A 21,285-nucleotide genomic window follows, 5' to 3' on the forward strand; every position below is an offset into this window, starting at 1 on the left:
GCACCTGTCACTGGGCGGCTGATTTGCTGTCTTCGACTTCCTGCTTTGCGAGCGCTTCCATGGCCAGTTTTTCGGTCTGCGTATGGTATTCCGGCGCGACAAGACCGGCCGAAATGACCATCTTGGCCGCTTCCTCGACGGTCATATCCAGAATGATGACGTCTTTGCTTGGAACAAACAGCAGGAAGCCTGACGTCGGGTTCGGCGTTGTCGGCAGGAACACCGAAACCGTCTCGTGGCCGGCATCGTTCAGCCTGTGATCCACTTCGCCCTTGGTGGGGGTAGCTAGAAAAACCATCGACCATATGCCACGACGCGGATATTCAATGAGCCCGGCCTTGTTGAATGAGTTGTTCTGCTCTGCCAGCACGGTCTGAAATATCTGCTTAAGCCCCTTGTACAACCCGCGGATCAGGGGCATCCGGTTCAGGATCGACTCACCGTAGGCCACAATTGTCCGGCCGATCAGGTTGGCCGTCAGGAAGCCCACGAGGGTGATGAACACCAGGGCAATGAGAAGTCCAAAACCGGGGATGGAGAACGGCAGATAATTGTCGGGATTATAGACCGCCGGCAGGTAGGGTTTTACCCATCCGTCAACCCAGTTGATGAACGACCATGTCAGATAGGCGGTGATCGCAAGCGGCGCACAGATGATAAGGCCGGTCAGGAAATAGTTCCGTATCCGCGTCGATGCTGATAAGCGCGTTTGTTTTTCCGACATTCACCGAGCCGCTTTGGAGGCAGTAATATCCAATCAATATAGGGGGATCGGCATCCGGCAACAAGCGCCCCACTTGGCCATTTGCCAGTCAATCAGGCTGTTTGGTTAAAGGCTCTCGCCGCCCGAGCGATCCGCTGTCTCTATTCGACCGTAACGGACTTTGCCAGATTGCGCGGTTGGTCCACGTCGGTCCCCATGAAGACAGCCGTATAGTAGGCTATGAGCTGTATCGGCAGGCTGAATATCAGCGGCATCAACAGCTCATCGACGTCCGGCAAAACAATCGTCGCCATGGTTTCCAGATCCGATGCCGCGGCGCCCTTTTCGTCGGTCACGAATATGATGCGACCGCCGCGCGCGGCCACTTCCTGCATGTTGGACACGGTCTTCTCAAAATGCCTGTCGGACGGCGCGATCACGATGACCGGCATGTTTTCATCGATCAACGCAATCGGGCCGTGCTTGAGTTCGCCGGCCGCATAACCTTCCGCATGAATATAGGATATTTCCTTCAGCTTCAGTGCGCCTTCCATGGCCAGGGTGTAATTTGTGCCGCGCCCCAAATATAGAACGTGATGATAACGCGCGAGGTCACGCGACAGCGTTTCCAGCGGCGGCTGAATCTGGTTCAGGACTGAGGATGCAATCCGCGGAACCTCTGACAGGGCCCTGACCATATTGGTCTCTTCATCGGCGATCAGCGTACCGCGAGCGCGTCCGGCCGCGATGGTCAAAGCGGCAAAGGTTGCGAGCTGACAAGTAAACGCCTTTGTCGACGCGACGCCGATTTCGGGGCCGGCAAGGATAGGAAACACCACGTCGGATTCCCGGGCGATCGTGGATTCGGGGACATTGACGATGGAACCGATCTTAAGGCCGTGTTCCTTGCAATATCGCAACGAGGCGAGCGTGTCGGCGGTCTCTCCGGACTGTGAAACGAAAAGGGCGGCCTGATTGCCCGGCAGAGGCATTTCACGGTAACGGAATTCCGACGCCACATCGATCTCAACCGGCAAGCGGGCATATCGCTCCAGCCAGTATTTTCCAATCTGTCCGGCATAATAGGCGGTGCCGCAGGCGGCTATCTTCAGCGCCTCAACAGAGGAAAAGTCTATCTCGCTTGCGATACCGCGAACCTTGCCGGCGGTAAAATCAAGATAATGGGCGAGTGTATGGGACACCACCTCCGGCTGTTCATAGATTTCCTTTTCCATGAAGTGGCGGTGATTGCCCTTGTCGACCTGTGCGTGAACACTGGACGCCTTGATCCGCGTGCGGTGAACGATATTGCCGTCGGTGTCATGGATTTCCACACCATCGCGATTGACCACCGCCCAATCGCCGTCCTCAAGGTAGCTGATATCGTCGGTAAAGGGCGACAGCGCAATGGCGTCTGATCCCAGGAACATTTCTCCGTCGCCAAATCCGACCGCCAGCGGCGGGCCATTGCGCGCACCGATGATCTCGCCATCCAATCCTTCAAACATGACTGCGAGCGCATAGGCGCCCCGGATCAGTTTAAGGGTTGCCGCCATCGCTTCTTTCGGTGCCTTACCGTTCCGGATGAGGCTTGCAAGGAGTTGCGCAATGACTTCCGTATCCGTCTCGGTTGAAATGACGGCTCCGCGCGCTTTCAGTTGATCGCGAATCTCGGAAAAATTCTCGATTATGCCATTGTGGACCACGGCGACGCCTTCGCAAAAATGCGGATGGGCGTTGTTTTGCGTCGGCGCCCCGTGGGTCGCCCAGCGCGTGTGCCCTATCCCCACATTTCCATCCAGCGGGTGGTGGGAGAGTTCTGTTTCAAGGTTTGAGAGTTTGCCCTCGGCACGGCGGCGGTCGAGTTTGCCGTCCATCAAGGTCGCGACACCGGCCGAATCATAACCGCGATATTCCAGACGCTTCAGCGCATCCACCAGGAGCGGCGCTACCGGCTTATTGCCGATGATTCCAACGATGCCACACATAAAAATCCCCTCAGATTAAAATCTTGATAGCCAATTGCCGGAATCGTGCAAACGTTGGCCACGTCACATTCAATTACACGGTAAAATCTGCGTTTACACTGCCGCAAATGGCATAAGGAACTATGTTTCGTCCTTTTGACGTCGTTGCTTGTCAGCCTGCAAGCGTTCCCGGAGCTTCCTCCCAAGACCCTGCTTGTTGACCTGCTGCGCGCGACCGAACGCAAGAGAATCACCTTCAACGTTCCCAGTGATGACGCTTCCGGAAGCGACATAGGCCTGTGAACCGATCTCTACCGGCGCAACAAGTGAGCTGTTGGAGCCGATAAAGGCGCCTTCGCCTATGATCGTTCGGTGTTTGTTAAACCCGTCGTAATTGCAGGTAACCGTTCCGGCTCCGATGTTGGAGCCGGCGCCGATATCCGCATCGCCGACATAGGTCAGGTGATTGACCTTTGCCCCTGTGCCGAGCACTGCGTTCTTTACTTCGCAAAAATTGCCGACCTTGGCCTTGTCCTGAAGATCCGCGCCAGGCCGCAGCCTTGCAAACGGTCCAACTGTGCAGCCCTTCGCAACGGTTGCGCCTTCAAGATGGCTGAATGACTTGATAATCGCGCCGCTTGCTATCGTAACGCCCGGACCGAACACGACATTCGGTTCAATCATCGCATCGGCCTCGATCAGCGTGTCGTGGCTGAGAAAAACGGTTTCGGGAGCCGTCATGGAAACGCCGGCCGTCATCAGGTCATGTCGTTTTGCGGCCTGCCAAAGCGCCTCGACACGGGCAAGGCCCACCCGCGTGTCGACACCGAGGACCTCTTCTGCGCTGGCTTCAATCGCGATGACCCTGCCGCCCCGTGACCGGGCAATTCCGACGATATCGGTGAGATAGTATTCACCCTTTGCATTGTCGTTTTCGACCGCATCGAGCAGCTCGAGTGCCAGGCGTCCCGAAACCGCCATCATGCCGCCGTTGCAAAAGGTGATTTTACGCTCCTCTTCGGAGGCATCGCGATGCTCCCGAATGGCTAAAAGCTCTCCGTGTTCTTCAATCAGCCGGCCGTAACCGTGTGGGTTGTCGGGCCTGAAGCCGATTACCACGACATCGGCGCCGTCCGCGAGCGATGCGCGCGCCTGTTTCAGCGTTTGCGGGGATACGAGAGGCGTATCGCCAAACAGTACAAGCAAGTCGTCGTATCCCTTGGCGATGTCATCACGGGCCGCAAGCACTGCATGGGCTGTGCCCAAGCGCTCCTTTTGCATATGCGTACTCACCGGGACAGCAGAGTTGGCCGCCTCAGCGACGGCATCCGAATCGCGGCCGACTACAACCGCGAGCGCATCCACAGCGGCAGCCTGGGCGGCCCCAACCACATGAGCGATCATCGGCAGGTTACCGACAGGGTGAAGCACCTTCGATTTGGATGACTTCATCCTTGTGCCGTCACCGGCTGCAAGCACCACTGCCAGACAGCTGCGCGTCATTGCATTCTCCATTTTTTCCGCCGTACATCATACAGGGGACGTCTAAAGAAATTGTTCTGATTGGAAAAGCCCGTACTGCGGGTAGGTTCGCCGGTCAGCCGATGGTTGCGAAGACCGGGAAAGTCTCGAGCAGCCAGAAGGCCATGCGTTGCATGCCACCCGTCAGGAACAGGATGCCGGTAAGGACAAGCAATCCACCCATTATCTTTTCCACCAGTCCGAGGTGCCGGCGGAAGCGCATGAGAAAGCGCATGAACATGCCTGAAAAACCGGCGGCGATCCAGAAAGGCACTGCAAGCCCAAGCGAATAGGCCGCCAGCAGAACGGCACCGTCGCCGACTGTATCGCGTGAACCGGCAACGCCCAATATAGCGCCGAGAACCGGACCGATGCATGGCGTCCAACCGAAGGCGAAGGCAAGGCCCATGATATAGGCGCCGGTCACCGTGGCGGGTGTTCCGCCGCCCTGAAAACGGGCCTCGCGTGCAAGCAGACCAATGCGGAAAACGCCCAGGAAATGCAGACCCATAATGATGATCACAACGCCGGCGATCTGAGCAAGAACATCCATATGCGCGCGCAACAGTCCGCCAATGCTGGAAGCCCCTGCGCCAAGCGCGACAAATACGGTCGAAAAGCCGAGTGTGAAGAAGAAGGAGGCAAGCAGGATCGAGCGCCGTGCGATCACATCGCTTTTTCTCTCCGCCTGAAAATCCTCAACGCTGACACCGGCCATGTAACAAAGATATGGCGGCACCAGCGGCAGAACGCAGGGGGAAAGGAATGACAACGCGCCGGCGAATATCGCGGCAAGAAGTGAGATATCGGCAATGCTCAAGGGTCATATCCGCTTTGTGTCCGGCACCTTAATAGGACGGGTGACGATCACGCGCCAGTCACCTTTTCGCGCGGCGTGATGAAATGCCGCAAAGGACAAATTTTCATGCATTTTTTCTGTTGACCCGGTCAGGTCACATGCATATGTTCCGCGCAATTCTTGAGCCCGGTTTCCGGGACATCGGGAGCCGATAGCTCAGCTGGTAGAGCAACTGACTTTTAATCAGTAGGTCCAGGGTTCGAATCCCTGTCGGCTCACCAATTGCCCAAATAGGCAGACATTGTAACCGTTCGGACTACTAACCGGCTCCGGCTATTTGACCCTTGTCCAATCCTGTGAACGGCAGATGGGTCCCTTGCAGCCCGAAACCTCCAGTTTTTCGCCATCAAGTTCCAGTTTACCATCCGCCGTCACGTCATTTTCCGGTGACCATATTTTACCGCCATCCCATTTGCCTGGCCCGTTCGGCTTCATATCCCAGATCATCTGTTTGCCGATATCCTTGTAGCCGGAAACGGACTTATGATCGGATGTGAATGCACCGCTGATAATGCCGCACAGGTTTGCCGCGCACGGCTCTATCGTCACTTGAAGATAGTTGCCGTCCTTGGCGGGCTGCGTTTGCCATACCCCATTGATATCGGCAGCACTGGCGGCTGATGCAAACACAAGAATCAGGACCGTCGACACAAAACGTTTCATGATGCGCGTTCTCCTCGCTACGCAAATGCGAATTCCTCAAGCTATGCGCTGGTACTATGCAATGGGACCCTTTTCATGGCATTTTTGCGGGGAAAATTCCGCCGCGGACCCATTTAACCCGTAGACAATTGCCAAATGCTAGCCATGGTTGATTTTTTAAGAAGATACTCGCCAATTAGATTGCCAGACTGAGAGGAACAAGATGGGGCCCAACCCAAAACAAGCTGGGTCCAGCGGATTGCCAAAAGTTTTTCACACACGTGATGACCGCAGTCCGTGGCGGCAGCGCTTCGAGCATATTCATCACATACTCAGGAAGCGCATAACTTCACTTGAATACGAACCCGGAATGCGCCTGGATGTAGACGAACTCAGCGAGGAGTTCGGCGTCAGCAGGACGCCCGTTCGCAATGTTCTCAAGCACATGGACCATGAAGGCTTGGTCAAAACACGCCACGGTGTCGGAACCATCGTTGCGCCGCTCGAGCTTGAATACATGCGCCAAGCTGTCCAGTTTCGCATCGAAATTGTTCCGCTCATCGGGACATTGGAACCTAAACCCATCAATGCCCGCACGATAGAGGCGATGCAGGATACTCTTGAAAGCTATCGCAGCCTGTTGGGACAATCCGACCCCGGATTGTTCGCCGAAGCCGATTTACAGTGCCACGCCTCAGTCTGCATGATGATCGGCAACAGTCTGTTGCTGAAGACTTACGATGAGCTTTACTTCCGGACGGCACGGCTTTGGTTCTACCGATTGCCCGATCAGAACTGGGATGAGGAAGTTGCAATTTTCATCAAGGATATCGAATTGATGCAGCTTCAGATGGAGCGCAACGACCCCAGGGGCGTCAGCTTTGTGTTGCGAAACGCCATAGGGAACGCGTTCGCCCGAAGTAGCCTGTCACTTGCGCCCGAGGGCCGCTAGGCGTCGGGCGTTACGGCGGCCGAAAGGCCGACAATAAATTCAGACACCCTGTCCGGGCCGTAGCGGGCGATCCGTATAAGCTGATCGAAATGACCGGCGAGCGCCCGTATGTGGTCGACCGAGTTGACGACCAGGTACATGTTGCCCAAGTAAACAGCCGCACGCAGCGGCCCGAACAACGTGTATGGCGCAGCGTAGGCTTCTCGCCCGTCGTAAAGAAAAAGACGGAAGGTGGGATAAAGCTCGGTAATCAGAGCGACCATGTGATCAAGTTGTTCGCGGCGTATGTCGGCAGGAACACCGCGCCAGACGCCCTGGCCTTTTGCAAATTGTTCGAGCCTTTGCAGCGGCATGCACACTTCCATATCGGTTTCGGGGCGGCGCGAATATATCAACTGGTCCTTTGCCAATTGATCTCTCACCTCTCTGTCGTCTCGGCCATCGGTGTTGAACTCGAAACTGCGAACTGCTTCCGTACGCAGCAGATCAGGCAGGTCGCTGGGGACATAACGGATTTTGTATCCCATCGCCTCGCGATGCCATTCCGCGATCATCCGACTGCCGGTGTCGTCGGTTACGCGCTCAATCTCGAGCATCGGGGCCGTCTCTTCGCCGAAGGTGTCGACTGCAATCAGACCCATGAGCCAATCAAGGGAAACTCCGCATGTTCTGGCGATGGCGCAAAGCGTTTCGGCCCGAGGTAACCGTGTGGACCCTGGAGCGAGAAACTGGCTCAAAGCTGACCGGTCAATGCCGATACTCTTGGAGAACCGGCTCAGATTGAAACCTTTTTGAGCAATGAGCAGCGCCATACGGTCACGAAAAACTTCCGCCACATCCCGCTTATCTGTGCGTTCTGTCTCCATATGTGGTGTAATATCTCGATTTTTCATAAAATTCCATAATTCACATAATCTAATACGTATTCTCTTTTTATTTCGCACATTGCCATATTGTCCACCTTTGACCAACTGCGACATAGTCCAGGGGCAATCTGGGGACAAAGGAATGATTCTGAAAGACAAAACAGAGTGGCGTACCGCCGCTCTGATCATATTGTGCTACCTGATTTGGATCACGCTGCTTTTTGGTGTGTCCGCATATTCAATAATCGTCGCGGCCGTTTTTCTGATTCCGACAATCACACTTCACTCTTCGCTGCAGCATGAGTGCCTGCACGGCCACCCCACTCGGTTCCAGTGGTTCAACGACTCTATCATGGTTTTGCCGGTCGGCCTCTACATTCCCTATATGCGCTTCAAGGATCTCCACCTTGAGCACCACCTGAACGCAAGGATCTGCGATCCCTATGATGATCCAGAGAGCTGGTACGTGTCGCAATCCTTCTGGCAACGACTGCCGTCCCCGCTGAAAGCCATCTTTCAGCTGAACAACACGCTCACAGGGCGCGTGCTGCTCGGTCCTGTCATCAGCCTGGTGCGGATGGCGATCTCCGATGCCCGCGCCGTGTTGTCAGGCGATCGTCGCGTGCTTATTGCCTGGATCATTCACCTTGCGCTGATTGTGCCGGTCCTGGCCGCCGTCACATACTGGTCGGCTCTGCCGCTCTGGACATATGCCGTTTGCGCCTATGGCGGCTTCTCGCTGCTCATGGTGCGCACCTATCTGGAGCATCAGGCAGAGGAGAGCCTGCGCGCACGCTCCGTCATTATTGAGGATAAAGGCCCTCTCAGCCTACTGTTTCTGAACAACAACCTGCATGCGGTGCATCACGCATATCCGGCCGTGGCCTGGCATCACCTGCCATCGCTTTACCGGCGAAACCGAACGCGGTTCCTCGACATGAACAAGGGTTACCGGTTTAACAGCTATCTGGAAATAGTCAGGCGATTTGCGTTCAGGCGCAAGGAGAAGGTGGTTTACCCGCTAGAAAGCGGATCTTCTCGATGACTTCCGGCAATGACGCCGTCGCCAGCCTGCCCATGTATGATTGGCCGGAGATACGAGGAGCGCATGATTCTCTTTGGGCTTGCTTGCGAAGCAGTCTGCGTGACGCTGGGTTCCCCGCTCCTGACTCGCTGAGCCGCGATACAGGGAAGGTCAGTGCCACCTGGCAAAACCCCGCTCTTGTCATAGGGCAGACCTGCGGTATGCCGCTTGTCAGCAAACTCCGTTCACAGGTCAGGATCGTTGGAACCCCGGCTTATGACATCAATTGCGGCGCAGGGTGCTATTACAGCATGATCATCGCACGGCAGGACAATGACGCCGTCGGATTGGCGGATCTTCGCGGCAAGAGGTTTGCATATAACAGCGAGGATTCGTTCTCCGGATATGCGGCGCCTGCCCATCATCTCCGACAAATGTCGATGAAGGGTCCGTTTTTCGGAGAAAAGCTGCGCACGGGTTCGCATCGCGCTTCAATTCGTGCTGTCACGGAAGGCAAGGCAGACGTGGCCGCTATCGATGCGGTTTCCTGGCGTTTGGCGCTGCGGCATGAGAAATCGGCTGAAAGCGCTCGCATCCTTGCAATAACAGACGCGCTGCCCGGCCTGCCGTTCATAACGGCGGCGCGTCCGCAATGGCGCGTTGAACGTCTGCATCTTGCCGTTGTCGAGGCGATGGCATCACTTGACAGTGAAAGCGCCGATGCTCTGTTGTTGACAGGATTTGCCCAGACGGATGAAGCGGATTACGCCTCACTTGGGGAGCGCGTCCGGCTGGCGATGGCATACCCGATTTGAATGCTCCATGAAACAGCCGCAAGCCGGAGTTCAAAATGCCCGAACATTCCTCATATGACGCCATAATCATCGGCGCCGGCGTTATCGGCGCATGTACAGCCTATGAACTCGCGCGGCGGGGATGGAAAACCCTGTCGATCGATAAACTGCCGCAAGCCGGCTATGGGTCCACATCGGGCTCCTGCGCCATCATTCGGACCTATTATTCAACGCTTGAAGCCTGTGCCCTTGCTTATGAGGGATGGCATCACTGGAGCAATTGGGCGCAGTACCTTGGCTCTGGAGAGGATGAGGACCTGATCAGCTACCGTAATATTGGCTGTCTCGTGGTCAAAACAGAACAGAATCACCGTCTCGAACGTGTCTGCGCAATCATGGACCGGATCGGCTGTCCCTATGAGCATGTCGAGCCCGGCGATATACAGCGCTATATGCCCAACCCGGATCTGTATCAGTTCCACCCCGCCAAACTCCAGGATGATGACGGTTTCGGGTTGCCGACAGGTCCTCAAATTGACGGGGCTGTGTTTTTTCCCAAAGGCGGCTACGTCAACGACCCTAAATTGGCTGCCTTCAATGCCCAGCGCGCAGCAGAACGCCAAGGCGCGGAGTTTGCCTTTAACCGGTCGGTAACAGATATCCTTAAAACCGCAGGCCAGGTTCGGGGCGTGGTTGTAGACGGAGATCTGAGGATCGAAGCACCGGTCGTCATCAACGTCGCGGGCCCCCATTCTTCGGCAATCAACAGGCTGTGCGGCGTGGACGCCGGAATGAACATTTCAACACGCGCCCTACGCCACGAGGTCGCCCATGTTAAGGCGCCGGAAGGTGTGGATTTCGAGAAACACGGTGTTGTCTATTCCGACAGCGATATCGCAGCCTATTGCCGCCCGGAAGTCGGAAACAATGTGCTCATCGGTTCGGAAGATCCCGATTGTGACGAACAGGTCTGGGTCGATGATCCCGACCATTATGACGACAGTTTTTCAGACCAATGGAACGTCCTTGTCATGCGCATGGCACAGCGGCTTCCGGATCTGCCGATCCCTTCCAGGGCGCGCGGGACCGTGGCTTTATATGACGTGACTGAAGACTGGATGCCCATCTATGACCGGAGCGACCTTGACGGCTTTTACATGGCGGTCGGAACCAGCGGAAATCAATTCAAGAATGCTCCGGTTGCCGGGAAGATGATGGCCAGGCTGATAGAAGCTTGTGAGAATGGCCATAGCCATGACACCGACCCGGTTCAGTTTCATCTCGATCATGTCGGTCTTGATATTTCGATGGCCAGCTTCTCCCGTAACCGCGAGATTAATCAGGATTCGAGTTTTTCCGTCATCGGGTGAAGCAGCAGGAGGTTTTCGCCCGTATCGCCGGCGATCCTATAGCCGAGACTCTCGAGTTCGCTGATGCAATCCGACTGCCAGTGCTGTTTCAACACCGTCTCAATCAACACCGCGCCCGGCCAGTGGGGTCTGTTTTCCTCGGACATCAGCGGTAGGAGCGCGCGATCCTCAAAGCCTTCGATGTCGATCTTCAGGAGATCGATACGCTCGATGAGCCGGTTCTTTAAAGTGGCCGCAAGCGGTGCGATCCTGACTTCGACAAATTCATGGTCCGTTGCCGCTTCGGGCAATATCGACGCTGTACCAATATTGGTGCCGCCGCTGGAATAGAGCCTTAGCCGTTCATTCTTGACGCCAACCCCCTGGTTCACGGCCTCAATGCACCTGCCGCCATTGGCTTTAATGTTGAATGACAGCTTGGCGAAGGTTCGCGGATGCGGCTCGAAAGCAAGGATACGAGCATCTCCGCCGCACCGTTCGGCAACAAAGAGGCTGTAGGTGCCGATATTGGCGCCGATATCCACAAAGACCATTCCTGGCTTCAGATATGGACCGATCAACTGCCTTTCGGGAATTTCCGGCAGGCGGCCCCTGCCGACCGCGATCCGATCGCAATAGTTTTCCATCGGATAGGCACGGAGATGAACGCCCTCTGCCTCGACATCATATGGACCGGGGAAACCGCGAGCGAAGTTCTTGCGGATGTATTTGCGCGTCTTGCGGTTGATATTGCGGTGTGTCGCCAGCTTCCAGATCAGCCGAGGCGCAATGCCGGGCCGGCGAGCGCCGAATTCTGAAATCAGATCAAGCTCCCGCACCTTCATCCGCAATCCGCCCCGCTTACTTTTGACTAGGCCGACTGTTGCCGAAAGCGTGGCGAATTACAACAAAAACGTGGGCAGATCGCCTACTGCGCCGGCTTCGCCGCCGCTGCCTGACGTTGCGCTTCTTCCTCGTCGATCAGGCTGCGAACGGAGCCGGTGATGGCTTCCTTCTGCTGCGGCGTCAGGTTGTTCGCCTGGCTTTCTTCGGCCAGACGGACCGTGACCTCACGATGCGCAAAGGTGATACCCTCCTTCTCAAAAAGATCGCGAATGGCCCCATAGATAACTTTGCGGGTCACGAACTGGTCGCCCGGCCTTGTCATGAATTTGACCCGGATGATCATCGCTGAATCCTCCATGGCATAAACGCCCTGCGATTTCAGCGGCTGCAAAAACAGGTGACCGATCTGATCGTGTTCAAGCAATTGCTGCCCAAGCTTCTTTATCAACTTGCGCACACGTTCGACATCGGTGCCGTAGGTCAGCCTTAAAGGCAGTTTCATCATCACCCAATCACGAGAATAGTTCGTCAGCTGTTTGATTTCGCCAAAAGGGATCGTGTGAACGGCACCAAGGTGATGGCGCAGCTGGAAGGAGCGCATGGAGATCTTTTCAATGACACCCTTTACGGTGCCGACCTCGATATACTCACCCTTTCGAAAGGCATCGTCGACCAGGAAGAAAACGCCCGAGAAGATGTCGCGTATGAGCGTTTGGGCTCCAAAGCCGATGGCAAGGCCTACGACACCGGCGCCGGCAAAGAGCGGCGCAATGTTGACACCCCAGTCGGATAAAATGAATGCGACCGAGACCATGACCAGCAATACGACGAAGACGCTGCGAAAAATCGGCAGGAGCGTCGCCATACGCGATTCACCGACACCGCCCTCGCTGTCGCCTTCCCCGGGATTGGCCGGCGTGTCGTCAAGAGAGCCGCCTTCCTCGATGATCTTCTGATCGATAAAGAGATTGACGGCCTGGTAGGCCAGATAGGTATAGACGACGATCAGCACACTATCGAGAACCGTCGCCAGCGGATGGCCGCCGATCCGGTCGTAGTCAACGCCCCAAAGGCGTCCGAGCTCTCCGACGGCAAAGACAAAAATAAGTGTGACGATTGCATTTTCAATCACGCGTTTGAAAAGCGGTTTGTATTCAAGTGTGATGTGCTCGTCCGCTGGTGGCTCGACGTGGTGAACGATCATCTCTTCACCCTCGCCCACCATGGCTTCTTCGTCTGTTTCGGCCTCTGCGGCCATGCGCTCGGCAGCTTCACGGCGCCGGGCCTCCGCGCGCGCCTGGCGCAGCTTTATGATCTGCAGCCGGCGGAAGTTCTTGGCCCGCCTTTCATAGATGCGGTCAAGCACCACAATCGCGATAGCATAAACAAGCGCACCACCGATGAAGACGATCATTGGCGCCATGATGATGATGTAACCGCCGGGAAGGCCGAGGGCGAGCCTGAAGGAGCTGGCGACCCATGAAATCGCGATATACAGAAGCATCAGTGGCGTGGTTGCCTGGGCTGCAAACTTGCGCCACCGGCTATGCTCGCCATCCTTTCCGACGCCGAGGACAATGTCATATGTGTCTTTGCGATGCCGGATCGTCAGGAGGGCGATGAGGATACAGACCAGCCCGACGCCGCCGATTGCCAATAGACGGTAGCTGTTGTCTTCGATCCCCAAACCTCGGACCCAGGCGACAATGCCGAGTATGAAACTCGCCGATACTGCGACCAATATCCAGTCATTGTAGAGCTTGCGGGCGCGCTGATCGTCGAGATTGACCATACGATGGGTCGGAATGTCCGGTGCAAAGAAATTCAGCATGATCACATAACGGAAAATCCGATAGCAGGCATAGGTCGCAACAATCGTGAAGATCGTCATCCGGGAGGGTTCATGCTCGTAATCAAGAACCACCGCAACAAGGATGGTGATGGTGAACATGATGGCCGTTGAAAACAGGATCAGACCACCGCGCATCATGAGATAGGTCAACTTGTCCGCGCGCGTGAGGTTTTCGTCCTTGTAGTAGGACCGGAAATGATCCCGCATCCAGCGGGATACAAATTTGTATATCCCAAGGCCGAGCGCCATGCCGAACAAGGCGGTCCCCACCGCCCAGGCAAGCCACCAGGGCGTGCCGTCATAACTCGATTTCTCAAGCGCTTCGACGAGTTTTTCCCTGAAACTTCCAATACCCTGGATCATGCCGCGAATATTGTTTCGCGCCATCAACAGCATTTCGCTGTTCATAGCCATTTGGTCGGCGTTATCGGTTTTCTCGTCTCCAGTGGAAGGAGGTGCTATGACGATCACCGTGGAGCCGTCTGCCCTGGCGTCCTCGATCAAGGTGTTGAGAGCCTCGGAACTGGTTTTCTCAGTCTCCCGGGATCCACCGCCGAGCGAATCAAGAACTGCGGTTTGGCTCAAAGAGTCCTGCGGGAAAACCAGCAGAATCAGAAACAGCGCCGACATTTTGATGAATTCAGACAATGTCGATTTCATCACTCCCCCTTTTGCTGCTGCGCAGCTTATTATTGTCTTCAATGAACAATCGGGAGGCACACTATCAGCTTATCCCTGAGAGAAACCAGAATTAATGACCTTCCGTGCCCGCTCAACTTGTTTCACAATCGCGCAAATCTTCAGTGACATTCAAACAGCGAATACTTATCTACAATCGCGTGAATTCCGGTAATTTATCTGCTAAAGCCTTGTCAGGGCATGTTTGTTAAGCTGGAAACCGGATTGACTGTACGAGGCTTTGAACCGCAACCATGGCAAGTCGGGAACTTTCAGCATAACCACTCATCTCATCCTATATAGCCACGACACGTTCGGTCTTGGGCATATCCGGCGAAATCGCAAGATCGCGAGATCGCTCGTGGAGCGATTCCCGTCCCTTACAGCCACGATTATCACCGGATCGGGTTTGTCCGGCGAATATGCCGCCCATCCTCGTATCCGATACTTCGAAATCGATCAGGTGGAAAAGCTTCCCGACGGAAATTACCGGTCGGTGGACACAAGCCAGAGTTTTGAACAGGCAATCGCTTCCCGCAAACGCGCCATAAATGAGTTTTTGCAGCACCAGCCAGCCGATATTTTCATTGCTGACAAGGAGCCTCTCGGGCTGAGCGGCGAGCTGTCGGATGCGTTGAAGATCCTCAAGGCAAAGGGCACGACGCTCGTGCTGGGTCTGCGTGACGTGCTGGACGAAGCGGTCAAACTGGACCTTGAGTGGAAAGAGAAGGGCATTACTGACGCTATTGAAGCGTTTTACGACCATATCTGGATCTATGGATCGCCCGATTTTTATGACCCGTTGCAGGGATTGGAGCTGCCCTCCAGCGTTGTTTCCCGCTGTAGCTATACGGGTTATCTCTATCAGCCGCACCCTGAGTTTGAGCAGCTCGCGCCAGAGGGCCTGCCCGACGACTATCTGCTGGTTACGGCAGGCGGCGGCGGGGACGGCGATTTCCTGATGAATGCCGTGCTGAGCGCTTATGAAGCCGATCCGTCAATTTCCTGTCCGGCGGTTCTTTTGCTGGGGCCGTTTTCCGACAGTGCTCATGAACGGGAGATCAGGTCACGGGCCCAGCGGATTATGGGCACGGCCGTGATTGGATTCAATTCCGAACCGGAAACACTCATCCTTCATGCGCGCGCCATCATCGGTATGTGCGGTTACAATACCTTCTGCGAAGTTATTGCGCGCAACAAGGAGGTTCTGTTCGTCCCGCGGCAGACGCCACGCCTGGAACAGTCGATCCGGGCCGAGCGCGCCAAGGAACTCGGTCTTTGCGAGGTGGTAAAGGGTGAGCAGGCCGATGACCCGGCCAGCTTCGCAGATGATATCCGCTCACTTATCCAAAGCACTGAAAGACCGAAGCCTGGTCACAATCTCGATATGTCCGGCCTGCAGCGGATCGGAGAAAAGGTCGAGGCTATTCTTGCGGCGCGTAATCACCCGTCGCTGGAGGTGGAGCACGTAGGCTGATGGGCGGAACGATCGTTGTCGTCCTGAAAGGGTACCCGCGATTGTCGGAGACCTTTATCGCGCAGGAAATCCTTGAACTGCAACGTGCCGGGTTTTCACTACACCTGTTTTCCCTTCGCCATCCGACGGATAAGCAACGTCATCCAATCCATTCGGAAATCACCGCACCGGTGACATATCTGCCGGAATATCTGCATGAAGAACCGATGCGTGTACTTCGTGGATGGCTCGCGAGCAGAAAATTGCCTGGATACGGCGCTGCCCTCAGGCAGTTTCTCAAGGATCTTGTTCGCGACCGCACCCGCAATCGTATCAGGCGGTTCGGTCAGGCGCTCGTCATGGCGAATGAATTGCCGGCGGATACTGCGTGGCTTTATGTCCACTTCATCCATACTCCGGGTTCCGTTACGCGGTACACGCATCTGATAACCGGCAAGGGTTGGAGTTGTTCGGCCCATGCGAAGGACATATGGACATCTCCGGACTGGGAACTGTCGGAAAAACTTGATGACGCCACGTGGACCGTGACCTGCACAAAGGGCGGGCATGAGCACCTGCAGGCGCTGTGCCACGATCCCAGATCGGTTCATCTTGTCCATCACGGAATTGACCTGAAACGTTTTCCGCCGGCAAAACACGCGCCATCCGAACGCGATGGCGGCAACGCGGACAAGCCCGTGCGGATTGTGACGGTGGGCCGTGCCGTCAAAAAGAAGGGACTTGATACGTTGATCAGTGCCCTCGCCATGCTTCCAGCAAACCTGCACTGGCAATGGACCCATATCGGCGGCGGCGTACTATCCGATGAGCTGAAAAGGCAGGTCGCCGATCTGGGCCTTTCGGACCAGGTGCATATGCTCGGCTCCAGGTCGCAGGAGTTCATTTTGAACACCTATCGCGAAAGCGACCTGTTCGTGCTGCCGAGCCGAATAGCGCCTGATGGTGACCGCGACGGGTTGCCCAATGTGCTGGTGGAGGCCCAAAGCCAGGCCCTGGCCTGCATCTCCTCGCCCATCTCCGGCATTGTCGAACTGATCGAAGATGGCGAGAACGGGCTATTGGTCGGTCCGGATGACGACAAGGCACTGGCCGCAGCCATCGAGAAACTTGCCAAAGACCCGACGGAAAGGCGGCGTATGGGAAAAAACGGCGCTGAACGGGTGGTTTCATTGTTCGACCACCGCACCGAGATACAGCAGCTCATAAAGCTTTTTGGTGACCTGGGGCTGCAACCGACGCTCGAAGACGCGGCCCAATGAACCGAAAGGTGAAAGTACTTTATTACGTCCAGCATCTGCTGGGCGTCGGACACGTCTTTCGCACGATGCGGATTATCGACGCCTTGACGCGCAGCGGTTTTGCCGTCGAACTGATCTATGGCGGTGAGAGACTGCCGAACTTCAAGGCCGATGGTGCGAAGGTTCATTTTCTGCCGTCCCTGACATCCGACAAGGGCGATTTCTCAAACCTCATCGATGAGAACGGCTCAACCGCAAGCGACGCCTACAAGGCGGACCGGCGCGATCGTATATTGCGCGTTTTGGGAGACTGCGATCCGGAAATCCTGATCACCGAGGCTTTCCCGTTCGGCCGCAGGCAGATGCACTTTGAACTACTGCCACTCATGGAAGCGGTGTCCGAACGGCGCGAACGCACTAAGGTATTTTGCTCCGTGCGCGATATTCTTCAGGAAGGCAACAAGGTCTCCAAGGACCGGCAGACCGTTGATCTGCTGACGCGCTATTTCGATGGTGTTCTCGTCCATGGCGATCCTGATTTGATCGACCTGTCAGCGACCTTTCCGTTTGCTGCCGAAATTGCACACATGACCTACTACACGGGCATTGTCACACCACACGCGACAGGCGAATCTTTGATGGACAAAGATCGCTTCGACGTCGTGGTATCCGTTGGCGGAGGTATGCTGGGACGAGATTTGGTACGTGCTGCTGCTCAAGCAAAGGCAATGACATCTCTTTCTTCTGACCGCTGGTGCATCCTGACCGGCCCTTTCATGGAGGATGCCGACCGTGCGGGGCTTGACGCGCTCGGCGTAGAGGTCAGGCGTTTCGTGCCCGATCTTTGCGCGACTTTGAAATCAGCTCAACTGTCCATATCGCTGGCCGGATATAACACGGTCGCCGACATCATGGCGGCGGGATGCCGTGCTGTCATAGCGCCTCAGTGGAACGACAAGGAGACCGAGCAATTGAAGCGTGCCGAGCTTCTGGCGAGTCGTGGGCTTGCCGTGATGTTGACACATAAAGACAAGACACCGGGACGCATCAGCGAAGCGGTCAACCGGGCGATGTCCATGCCGCCGCCCGACTGGAGCCAAATTCGGCAAAACGGAGCCGATGATACAGCGCAATTCCTCACACGTGCTGTCGAGCAGCCATCCTCGTCGAACAAGCTGCCATGACCGGAAAGATTGCCTTTTACGCGCCGCTGAAATCGCCTGATCACCCTATCCCGTCGGGAGATCGGGAAATCGCAAGGCTGATGATGCAGGCCCTGCGGCTCGCCGGTTATTCCGTGACGCTTGTTTCCGATGTCATCAGCTACCAGAAAAGACCGTCGCGGGACCTTTACGACAAGCGCAGGTCAGACGTAGCAAAAGAAGAAGAACGCATTACGCGCCTTTGGAAGGCCGACCCTGACGCTGTTCCGGACCTGTGGTTCACTTATCATCCCTATTGCAAATCTCCTGACTGGCTCGGACCGGTTCTTTCTGAGCGATTTGGTCTTCCCTACATCACGGCCGAGGCGTGTCGCACCAACCAGGGGGCAACGGATGACTGGCTTGAAGGCCGTGCTGCGGTTCAGGATGCTGTCAGACAGGCGGATGCAAATTTTGTCTTGAAGGAAAGCGATTGGCGCTACCTTGCTACGTTTTTACCGGACATGGAAACGGCAATACGGGTTCCGCCATTCATCGACCTGGGACGACAGCCACAGCCAGACATCTCGGATTTGAAACAGGATGAGCCGCCGGTCATCCTTGCTGCCGGAATGATGCGACCAGGCGCGAAGGCGCAGAGTTATCAATGGATCGCGCGCTGTCTGGAACCTTTGATGGATCTACCGTGGAGACTGGTCATTGCCGGAGATGGCCCTGAGCGCGAGGCGATCGGTGAGCAACTGAATTTTGCCGGAGACAAACGGGTCACCTTTTGCGGCAGCGTTGCTCATGAAGATATGTTCGCTCTCATGGATCGCAGCGACCTTTTCCTCTGGCCAGGCGTCGGCGAAGCCATCGGCTTGGTCTATCTGGAAGCACAATCTCGTGGCTTGCCGGTCACGGCCTTCGAGACCGCTGGCGTTCCTTTGGTTGTGAAGCATGGGGTCGGCGGGCTGTTGAGCGATGTTGATGATGCCGTAGCACTTTCAGGATCGGTTCGCAGATTGCTGACCGACGAGGCCCTGCGCTTAGAACTTGGCAGGAACGGCCGCGCCTATGTAAGAGACCGGCACGATGTTTCGGCGGCCGCACGAACATTCAAATCGGTCATCGACGAGATCTTAAGCAAGCCGGCGACCGGCTGAGGCCGTCCAGCCTCCTCTTTTGGCCCGTCTAGTTGTATGGATCAGCTGCGTCCCTGAGACCGTCACCCATGAAATTGAATGCCAGGATCACCAGAATTACCGGCACAACCGGCAGAATGAGCCATGGGTAAAGTACAACGACATTGATGTTCTGGGCCTCGTTGAGAAGCACGCCCCAACTTGTCACCGGGGGTCGAAGTCCAAGGCCAAGGAAGCTCAGCGATGTCTCGCCGAGGATCATTGCCGGAATGGTAATCGTTGCCGAGGCGATCAGATGGCTCATGAAACCGGGTATCAGGTGACGCAGGATAATACGCCGCGGTTTGGCACCCATCAGCTGCGAGGCCAGCACGTAGTCTTCCTCTCGCAGGGATAGGAGTTTCGATCGCACCGCTCGCGCAAGGCCCGTCCAGTCCAGCAAACCCAAAATGATCGTGATGCCGAAATAGATCAGTATCGGGCTCCAGGTGACCGGCAAGATTGCCGCCAAGGCCATCCAGAGTGGAATACTGGGTATCGATTGCAACACTTCGATTATGCGCTGTACAACCACGTCGACCCAGCCGCCGTAGTAGCCGGCAAGGCCACCAATGGTGATGCCAAGGATAAAGCTGACCGCAATGCCGAGCAGGCCGATGGTGATCGATATGCGCGCGCCGTAGATGATGCGCGAGAACATGTCCCGCCCGAGCCTGTCGGTTCCCAGCAAAAACAACGATCCGCCGTCTTCTACGCAGAAGAGATGTCTGTCCCCGTCGAACAATCCCCAGAGCTTGTAGGGGTCGCCCTTGCAAAAGAAATTGATCGCGTAGCTTTTGTCGTAATTGACGGAGTATTCGCGTTTCATCACCTCCAGGTTCAACGTGCGAACACGCTGGTAAACCCTCGGCCCCACGAACTCGCCATCTTCAAAAAGGTGAATACCCTGCGGTGGCGCATAGATGTGATTGACGTGACGGTGCGCCAGATCATAGGGCGCGAAGAATTCCGCGAATGTAATGACGAAGTAGCAGAAGAGCAGGAATGCCGCCGAATAGACCGCGAGCTTATGTCGCTTGAATTTCCACCAGATCAGTTGCCGCTGCGAGGCGAAATAGAATTTCTCCTGTTCCGGCGTCAGCTTTTCTGCGGCCAGGGGATCAAACGGCTCGGAGGATACGTAATGGTTGATCTGCTCTCCGGGCTCCGGCAGGGAAGACTTGGTCATTTATGCGCCTTCCCCTGCAAACGGATACGCGGATCGAGGATCGCCAGCGCGATATCGGAAATCAACACGCCAATAACGGTCAAAACGGCCAGGAACATCAGGAATGTACCGGCCAGATACATATCCTGACTCTGCAGGGCGGAGATGAGCAGCGGACCGGTGGTTTCCAGTGAAAGGACGATAGCGACGACCTCAGCACCGGATACAATTGCCGGAAGAATGCTGCCGATATCGGCAATGAAGAAGTTCAGCGACATGCGGAACGGGTATTTTAAAACAGCCTTGACCGGCGGCACGCCCTTGGCTCGAGCGGTGATCACATATTGCTTTTTCAATTCGTCGAGCAGGTTGGCGCGGATGCGTCTGATCATTGCCGCGGTGCCTGCGGTTCCGATCACGATGACAGGAATCACCATGTGTTCCATAATGGAGCCGAATTTCGCAAGGCTCATCGGTTCGTTGATGTATTTCGGATCCATCAGACCGCCGATTGACGTCCCGAACCAGACCTTGGCGAAATACATCATGATCAGCGCCAGAAGAAAATTGGGTGTTGCCAGGCCGAGAAGACCCAGGAACGTAAAGCCGTAGTCACCCATGGAATACTTGTGGGTCGCCGAATAGATACCGATGGGAAATGCAATCACCCAGGTGAATATGATTGTCACGAAAGACAACAGCATCGTCAGGAACAACCGGCTGCCGATCAGTTCCGATACGGGACGCTCATATTCGAACGAGTAACCAAAATCACCGTGGAACATACCCCACACCCAAGTGAAGTATCGCTGCCAAACCGGTTTATCGAAACCATATTCGACCCTGAGATATTCAATCTTCTTCGGATCAATCGTCTCGCCAGAGGCCTCAAGTTCAGCGACATAACTTTCAAAGAAGTCACCCGGCGGAAGTTCGACAATCGTGTAGATCAGCACGCTGGCGATTGCCAGCGTGGGGATCATCGCGAGAAAACGAAGAAAGATGTATTTCAGCATCTACCTT

18 protein-coding genes and 1 tRNA gene are annotated in these 21,285 nt (G+C 55.7%); 9 read left to right on the top strand and 10 right to left on the bottom strand.

The genetic code is table 11. The annotated features are described in order from the left end of the window. Positions 1 to 7 precede the first annotated feature (7 nt). From OQ273_RS08410 to OQ273_RS08425, 4 genes are all read right to left on the bottom strand, one after another. Entirely contained in the window at positions 8 to 724 is a 717-nt protein-coding gene (locus OQ273_RS08410; RefSeq protein WP_267990001.1) for a DUF502 domain-containing protein, read from the bottom strand. A 140-nt stretch (positions 725 to 864) separates the two neighbouring features. Further along, positions 865 to 2,691 carry a glutamine--fructose-6-phosphate transaminase (isomerizing) gene (gene glmS / locus OQ273_RS08415; protein WP_267990002.1) on the bottom strand — a complete coding sequence of 609 codons (1,827 nt, stop codon included), beginning with the start codon at positions 2,689 to 2,691 and terminating at the stop codon, positions 865 to 867. A gap of 120 nt (positions 2,692 to 2,811) precedes the next feature. Beyond that, positions 2,812 to 4,173: a bifunctional UDP-N-acetylglucosamine diphosphorylase/glucosamine-1-phosphate N-acetyltransferase GlmU gene (gene glmU, locus OQ273_RS08420; protein ID WP_267990003.1), complete on the bottom strand. Its 1,362-nt coding sequence runs from the start codon at positions 4,171 to 4,173 to the stop codon at positions 2,812 to 2,814. 94 nt (positions 4,174 to 4,267) lie between these two features. Then, entirely contained in the window at positions 4,268 to 5,011 is a 744-nt protein-coding gene (locus OQ273_RS08425; protein ID WP_267990004.1) for a cytochrome c biogenesis CcdA family protein, read from the bottom strand. Positions 5,012 to 5,195: 184 nt separating this feature from the next. Here OQ273_RS08425 and OQ273_RS08430 point away from each other — a divergent pair. Continuing rightward, positions 5,196 to 5,271, top strand: a tRNA-Lys gene (locus OQ273_RS08430). A gap of 52 nt (positions 5,272 to 5,323) precedes the next feature. Here the strand turns inward: OQ273_RS08430 and OQ273_RS08435 are convergent. Further along, complete coding sequence (locus tag OQ273_RS08435; RefSeq protein ID WP_267990005.1) at positions 5,324 to 5,713, bottom strand: DUF2147 domain-containing protein; 390 nt, start codon at positions 5,711 to 5,713, stop codon at positions 5,324 to 5,326. Positions 5,714 to 5,915: 202 nt separating this feature from the next. Between OQ273_RS08435 and OQ273_RS08440 the strand changes: the two genes are divergently transcribed. After that, positions 5,916 to 6,644 (top strand): GntR family transcriptional regulator, encoded by a 729-nt coding sequence (locus tag OQ273_RS08440; RefSeq protein WP_267990006.1) that lies wholly within the window; start codon positions 5,916 to 5,918, stop codon positions 6,642 to 6,644. Here OQ273_RS08440 and OQ273_RS08445 read toward each other — a convergent pair. After that, positions 6,641 to 7,624 carry a helix-turn-helix domain-containing protein gene (locus OQ273_RS08445; RefSeq protein ID WP_271292098.1) on the bottom strand — a complete coding sequence of 328 codons (984 nt, stop codon included), beginning with the start codon at positions 7,622 to 7,624 and terminating at the stop codon, positions 6,641 to 6,643. The genes OQ273_RS08440 and OQ273_RS08445 overlap by 4 nt on opposite strands. 28 nt (positions 7,625 to 7,652) lie before the next feature. Here OQ273_RS08445 and OQ273_RS08450 point away from each other — a divergent pair, with 28 nt between their 5' ends. The 3 genes from OQ273_RS08450 (at position 7,653) to OQ273_RS08460 (ending at position 10,698) form a co-directional block, all read left to right on the top strand. Further along, positions 7,653 to 8,555, top strand: coding sequence for a fatty acid desaturase (locus OQ273_RS08450; RefSeq protein ID WP_267990008.1), 903 nt, complete (start codon positions 7,653 to 7,655; stop codon positions 8,553 to 8,555). A 200-nt stretch (positions 8,556 to 8,755) separates the two neighbouring features. Then, positions 8,756 to 9,349: a phosphate/phosphite/phosphonate ABC transporter substrate-binding protein gene (locus OQ273_RS08455; protein ID WP_267990009.1), complete on the top strand. Its 594-nt coding sequence runs from the start codon at positions 8,756 to 8,758 to the stop codon at positions 9,347 to 9,349. A 35-nt stretch (positions 9,350 to 9,384) separates the two neighbouring features. Continuing rightward, positions 9,385 to 10,698: an NAD(P)/FAD-dependent oxidoreductase gene (locus OQ273_RS08460; RefSeq protein WP_267990010.1), complete on the top strand. Its 1,314-nt coding sequence runs from the start codon at positions 9,385 to 9,387 to the stop codon at positions 10,696 to 10,698. On the opposite strand, the gene OQ273_RS08465 is transcribed toward OQ273_RS08460, so the two are convergent. Then, complete coding sequence (locus OQ273_RS08465) at positions 10,668 to 11,522, bottom strand: FkbM family methyltransferase (protein WP_271292099.1); 855 nt, start codon at positions 11,520 to 11,522, stop codon at positions 10,668 to 10,670. The genes OQ273_RS08460 and OQ273_RS08465 overlap by 31 nt on opposite strands. 83 nt (positions 11,523 to 11,605) lie before the next feature. Then, entirely contained in the window at positions 11,606 to 14,035 is a 2,430-nt protein-coding gene (locus OQ273_RS08470; protein WP_267990012.1) for a mechanosensitive ion channel family protein, read from the bottom strand. 379 nt (positions 14,036 to 14,414) lie between these two features. Between OQ273_RS08470 and OQ273_RS08475 the strand changes: the two genes are divergently transcribed. Genes OQ273_RS08475 through OQ273_RS08490 form a run of 4 tightly spaced genes read left to right on the top strand, consistent with a single transcriptional unit; the run spans position 14,415 to position 19,076 of the window. Next, positions 14,415 to 15,530, top strand: a complete 1,116-nt coding sequence (locus OQ273_RS08475) for a glycosyltransferase family protein (protein WP_267990013.1) — start codon at positions 14,415 to 14,417, stop codon at positions 15,528 to 15,530. After that, positions 15,530 to 16,789, top strand: a complete 1,260-nt coding sequence (locus OQ273_RS08480; protein WP_267990014.1) for a glycosyltransferase family 4 protein — start codon at positions 15,530 to 15,532, stop codon at positions 16,787 to 16,789. Before OQ273_RS08475 ends, OQ273_RS08480 begins: the two co-directional genes overlap by 1 nt. Then, the gene (locus OQ273_RS08485; RefSeq protein ID WP_267990015.1) at positions 16,786 to 17,952 is read left to right on the top strand and encodes a glycosyltransferase family protein; all 1,167 of its coding nucleotides are present in this window, start codon (positions 16,786 to 16,788) and stop codon (positions 17,950 to 17,952) included. The genes OQ273_RS08480 and OQ273_RS08485 overlap by 4 nt, the downstream gene beginning before the upstream one ends. Beyond that, on the top strand, positions 17,949 to 19,076 hold the full coding sequence (locus OQ273_RS08490; protein ID WP_267990016.1) for a glycosyltransferase family 4 protein: 1,128 nt from the start codon (positions 17,949 to 17,951) through the stop codon (positions 19,074 to 19,076). The genes OQ273_RS08485 and OQ273_RS08490 overlap by 4 nt, the downstream gene beginning before the upstream one ends. Positions 19,077 to 19,104: 28 nt before the next feature. On the opposite strand, the gene OQ273_RS08495 is transcribed toward OQ273_RS08490, so the two are convergent. Next, positions 19,105 to 20,283, bottom strand: a complete 1,179-nt coding sequence (locus tag OQ273_RS08495) for an ABC transporter permease (RefSeq protein ID WP_267990017.1) — start codon at positions 20,281 to 20,283, stop codon at positions 19,105 to 19,107. Further along, positions 20,280 to 21,278, bottom strand: coding sequence for an ABC transporter permease (locus OQ273_RS08500; protein WP_267990018.1), 999 nt, complete (start codon positions 21,276 to 21,278; stop codon positions 20,280 to 20,282). The genes OQ273_RS08495 and OQ273_RS08500 overlap by 4 nt, the downstream gene beginning before the upstream one ends. Positions 21,279 to 21,285: the final 7 nt, after the last annotated feature.

Source organism: Hoeflea prorocentri (genome assembly GCF_027944115.1).
Taxonomy (GTDB): Bacteria; Pseudomonadota; Alphaproteobacteria; order Rhizobiales; family Rhizobiaceae; genus Hoeflea_A; species Hoeflea_A prorocentri.

Excerpts from the sequence above, each read along its gene's own strand:
- OQ273_RS08450 (WP_267990008.1), top strand. The coding sequence starts at position 7,653 with ATGATTCTGAAAGACAAAACAGAGTGGCGTACCGCCGCTCTGATCATA.
- OQ273_RS08500 (WP_267990018.1), bottom strand. The coding sequence starts at position 21,278 with ATGCTGAAATACATCTTTCTTCGTTTTCTCGCGATGATCCCCACGCTG.
- OQ273_RS08410 (WP_267990001.1), bottom strand. The coding sequence starts at position 724 with ATGTCGGAAAAACAAACGCGCTTATCAGCATCGACGCGGATACGGAAC.
- OQ273_RS08480 (WP_267990014.1), top strand. The coding sequence starts at position 15,530 with ATGGGCGGAACGATCGTTGTCGTCCTGAAAGGGTACCCGCGATTGTCG.
- OQ273_RS08440 (WP_267990006.1), top strand. The coding sequence starts at position 5,916 with ATGGGGCCCAACCCAAAACAAGCTGGGTCCAGCGGATTGCCAAAAGTT.
- OQ273_RS08485 (WP_267990015.1), top strand. The coding sequence starts at position 16,786 with ATGAACCGAAAGGTGAAAGTACTTTATTACGTCCAGCATCTGCTGGGC.
- glmS (WP_267990002.1), bottom strand. The coding sequence starts at position 2,691 with ATGTGTGGCATCGTTGGAATCATCGGCAATAAGCCGGTAGCGCCGCTC.
- OQ273_RS08460 (WP_267990010.1), top strand. The coding sequence starts at position 9,385 with ATGCCCGAACATTCCTCATATGACGCCATAATCATCGGCGCCGGCGTT.
- OQ273_RS08435 (WP_267990005.1), bottom strand. The coding sequence starts at position 5,713 with ATGAAACGTTTTGTGTCGACGGTCCTGATTCTTGTGTTTGCATCAGCC.
- OQ273_RS08470 (WP_267990012.1), bottom strand. The coding sequence starts at position 14,035 with ATGAAATCGACATTGTCTGAATTCATCAAAATGTCGGCGCTGTTTCTG.
- OQ273_RS08465 (WP_271292099.1), bottom strand. The coding sequence starts at position 11,522 with ATGAAGGTGCGGGAGCTTGATCTGATTTCAGAATTCGGCGCTCGCCGG.
- OQ273_RS08445 (WP_271292098.1), bottom strand. The coding sequence starts at position 7,624 with ATGTCGCAGTTGGTCAAAGGTGGACAATATGGCAATGTGCGAAATAAA.
- OQ273_RS08495 (WP_267990017.1), bottom strand. The coding sequence starts at position 20,283 with ATGACCAAGTCTTCCCTGCCGGAGCCCGGAGAGCAGATCAACCATTAC.
- OQ273_RS08455 (WP_267990009.1), top strand. The coding sequence starts at position 8,756 with ATGCCGCTTGTCAGCAAACTCCGTTCACAGGTCAGGATCGTTGGAACC.
- glmU (WP_267990003.1), bottom strand. The coding sequence starts at position 4,173 with ATGACGCGCAGCTGTCTGGCAGTGGTGCTTGCAGCCGGTGACGGCACA.
- OQ273_RS08490 (WP_267990016.1), top strand. The coding sequence starts at position 17,949 with ATGACCGGAAAGATTGCCTTTTACGCGCCGCTGAAATCGCCTGATCAC.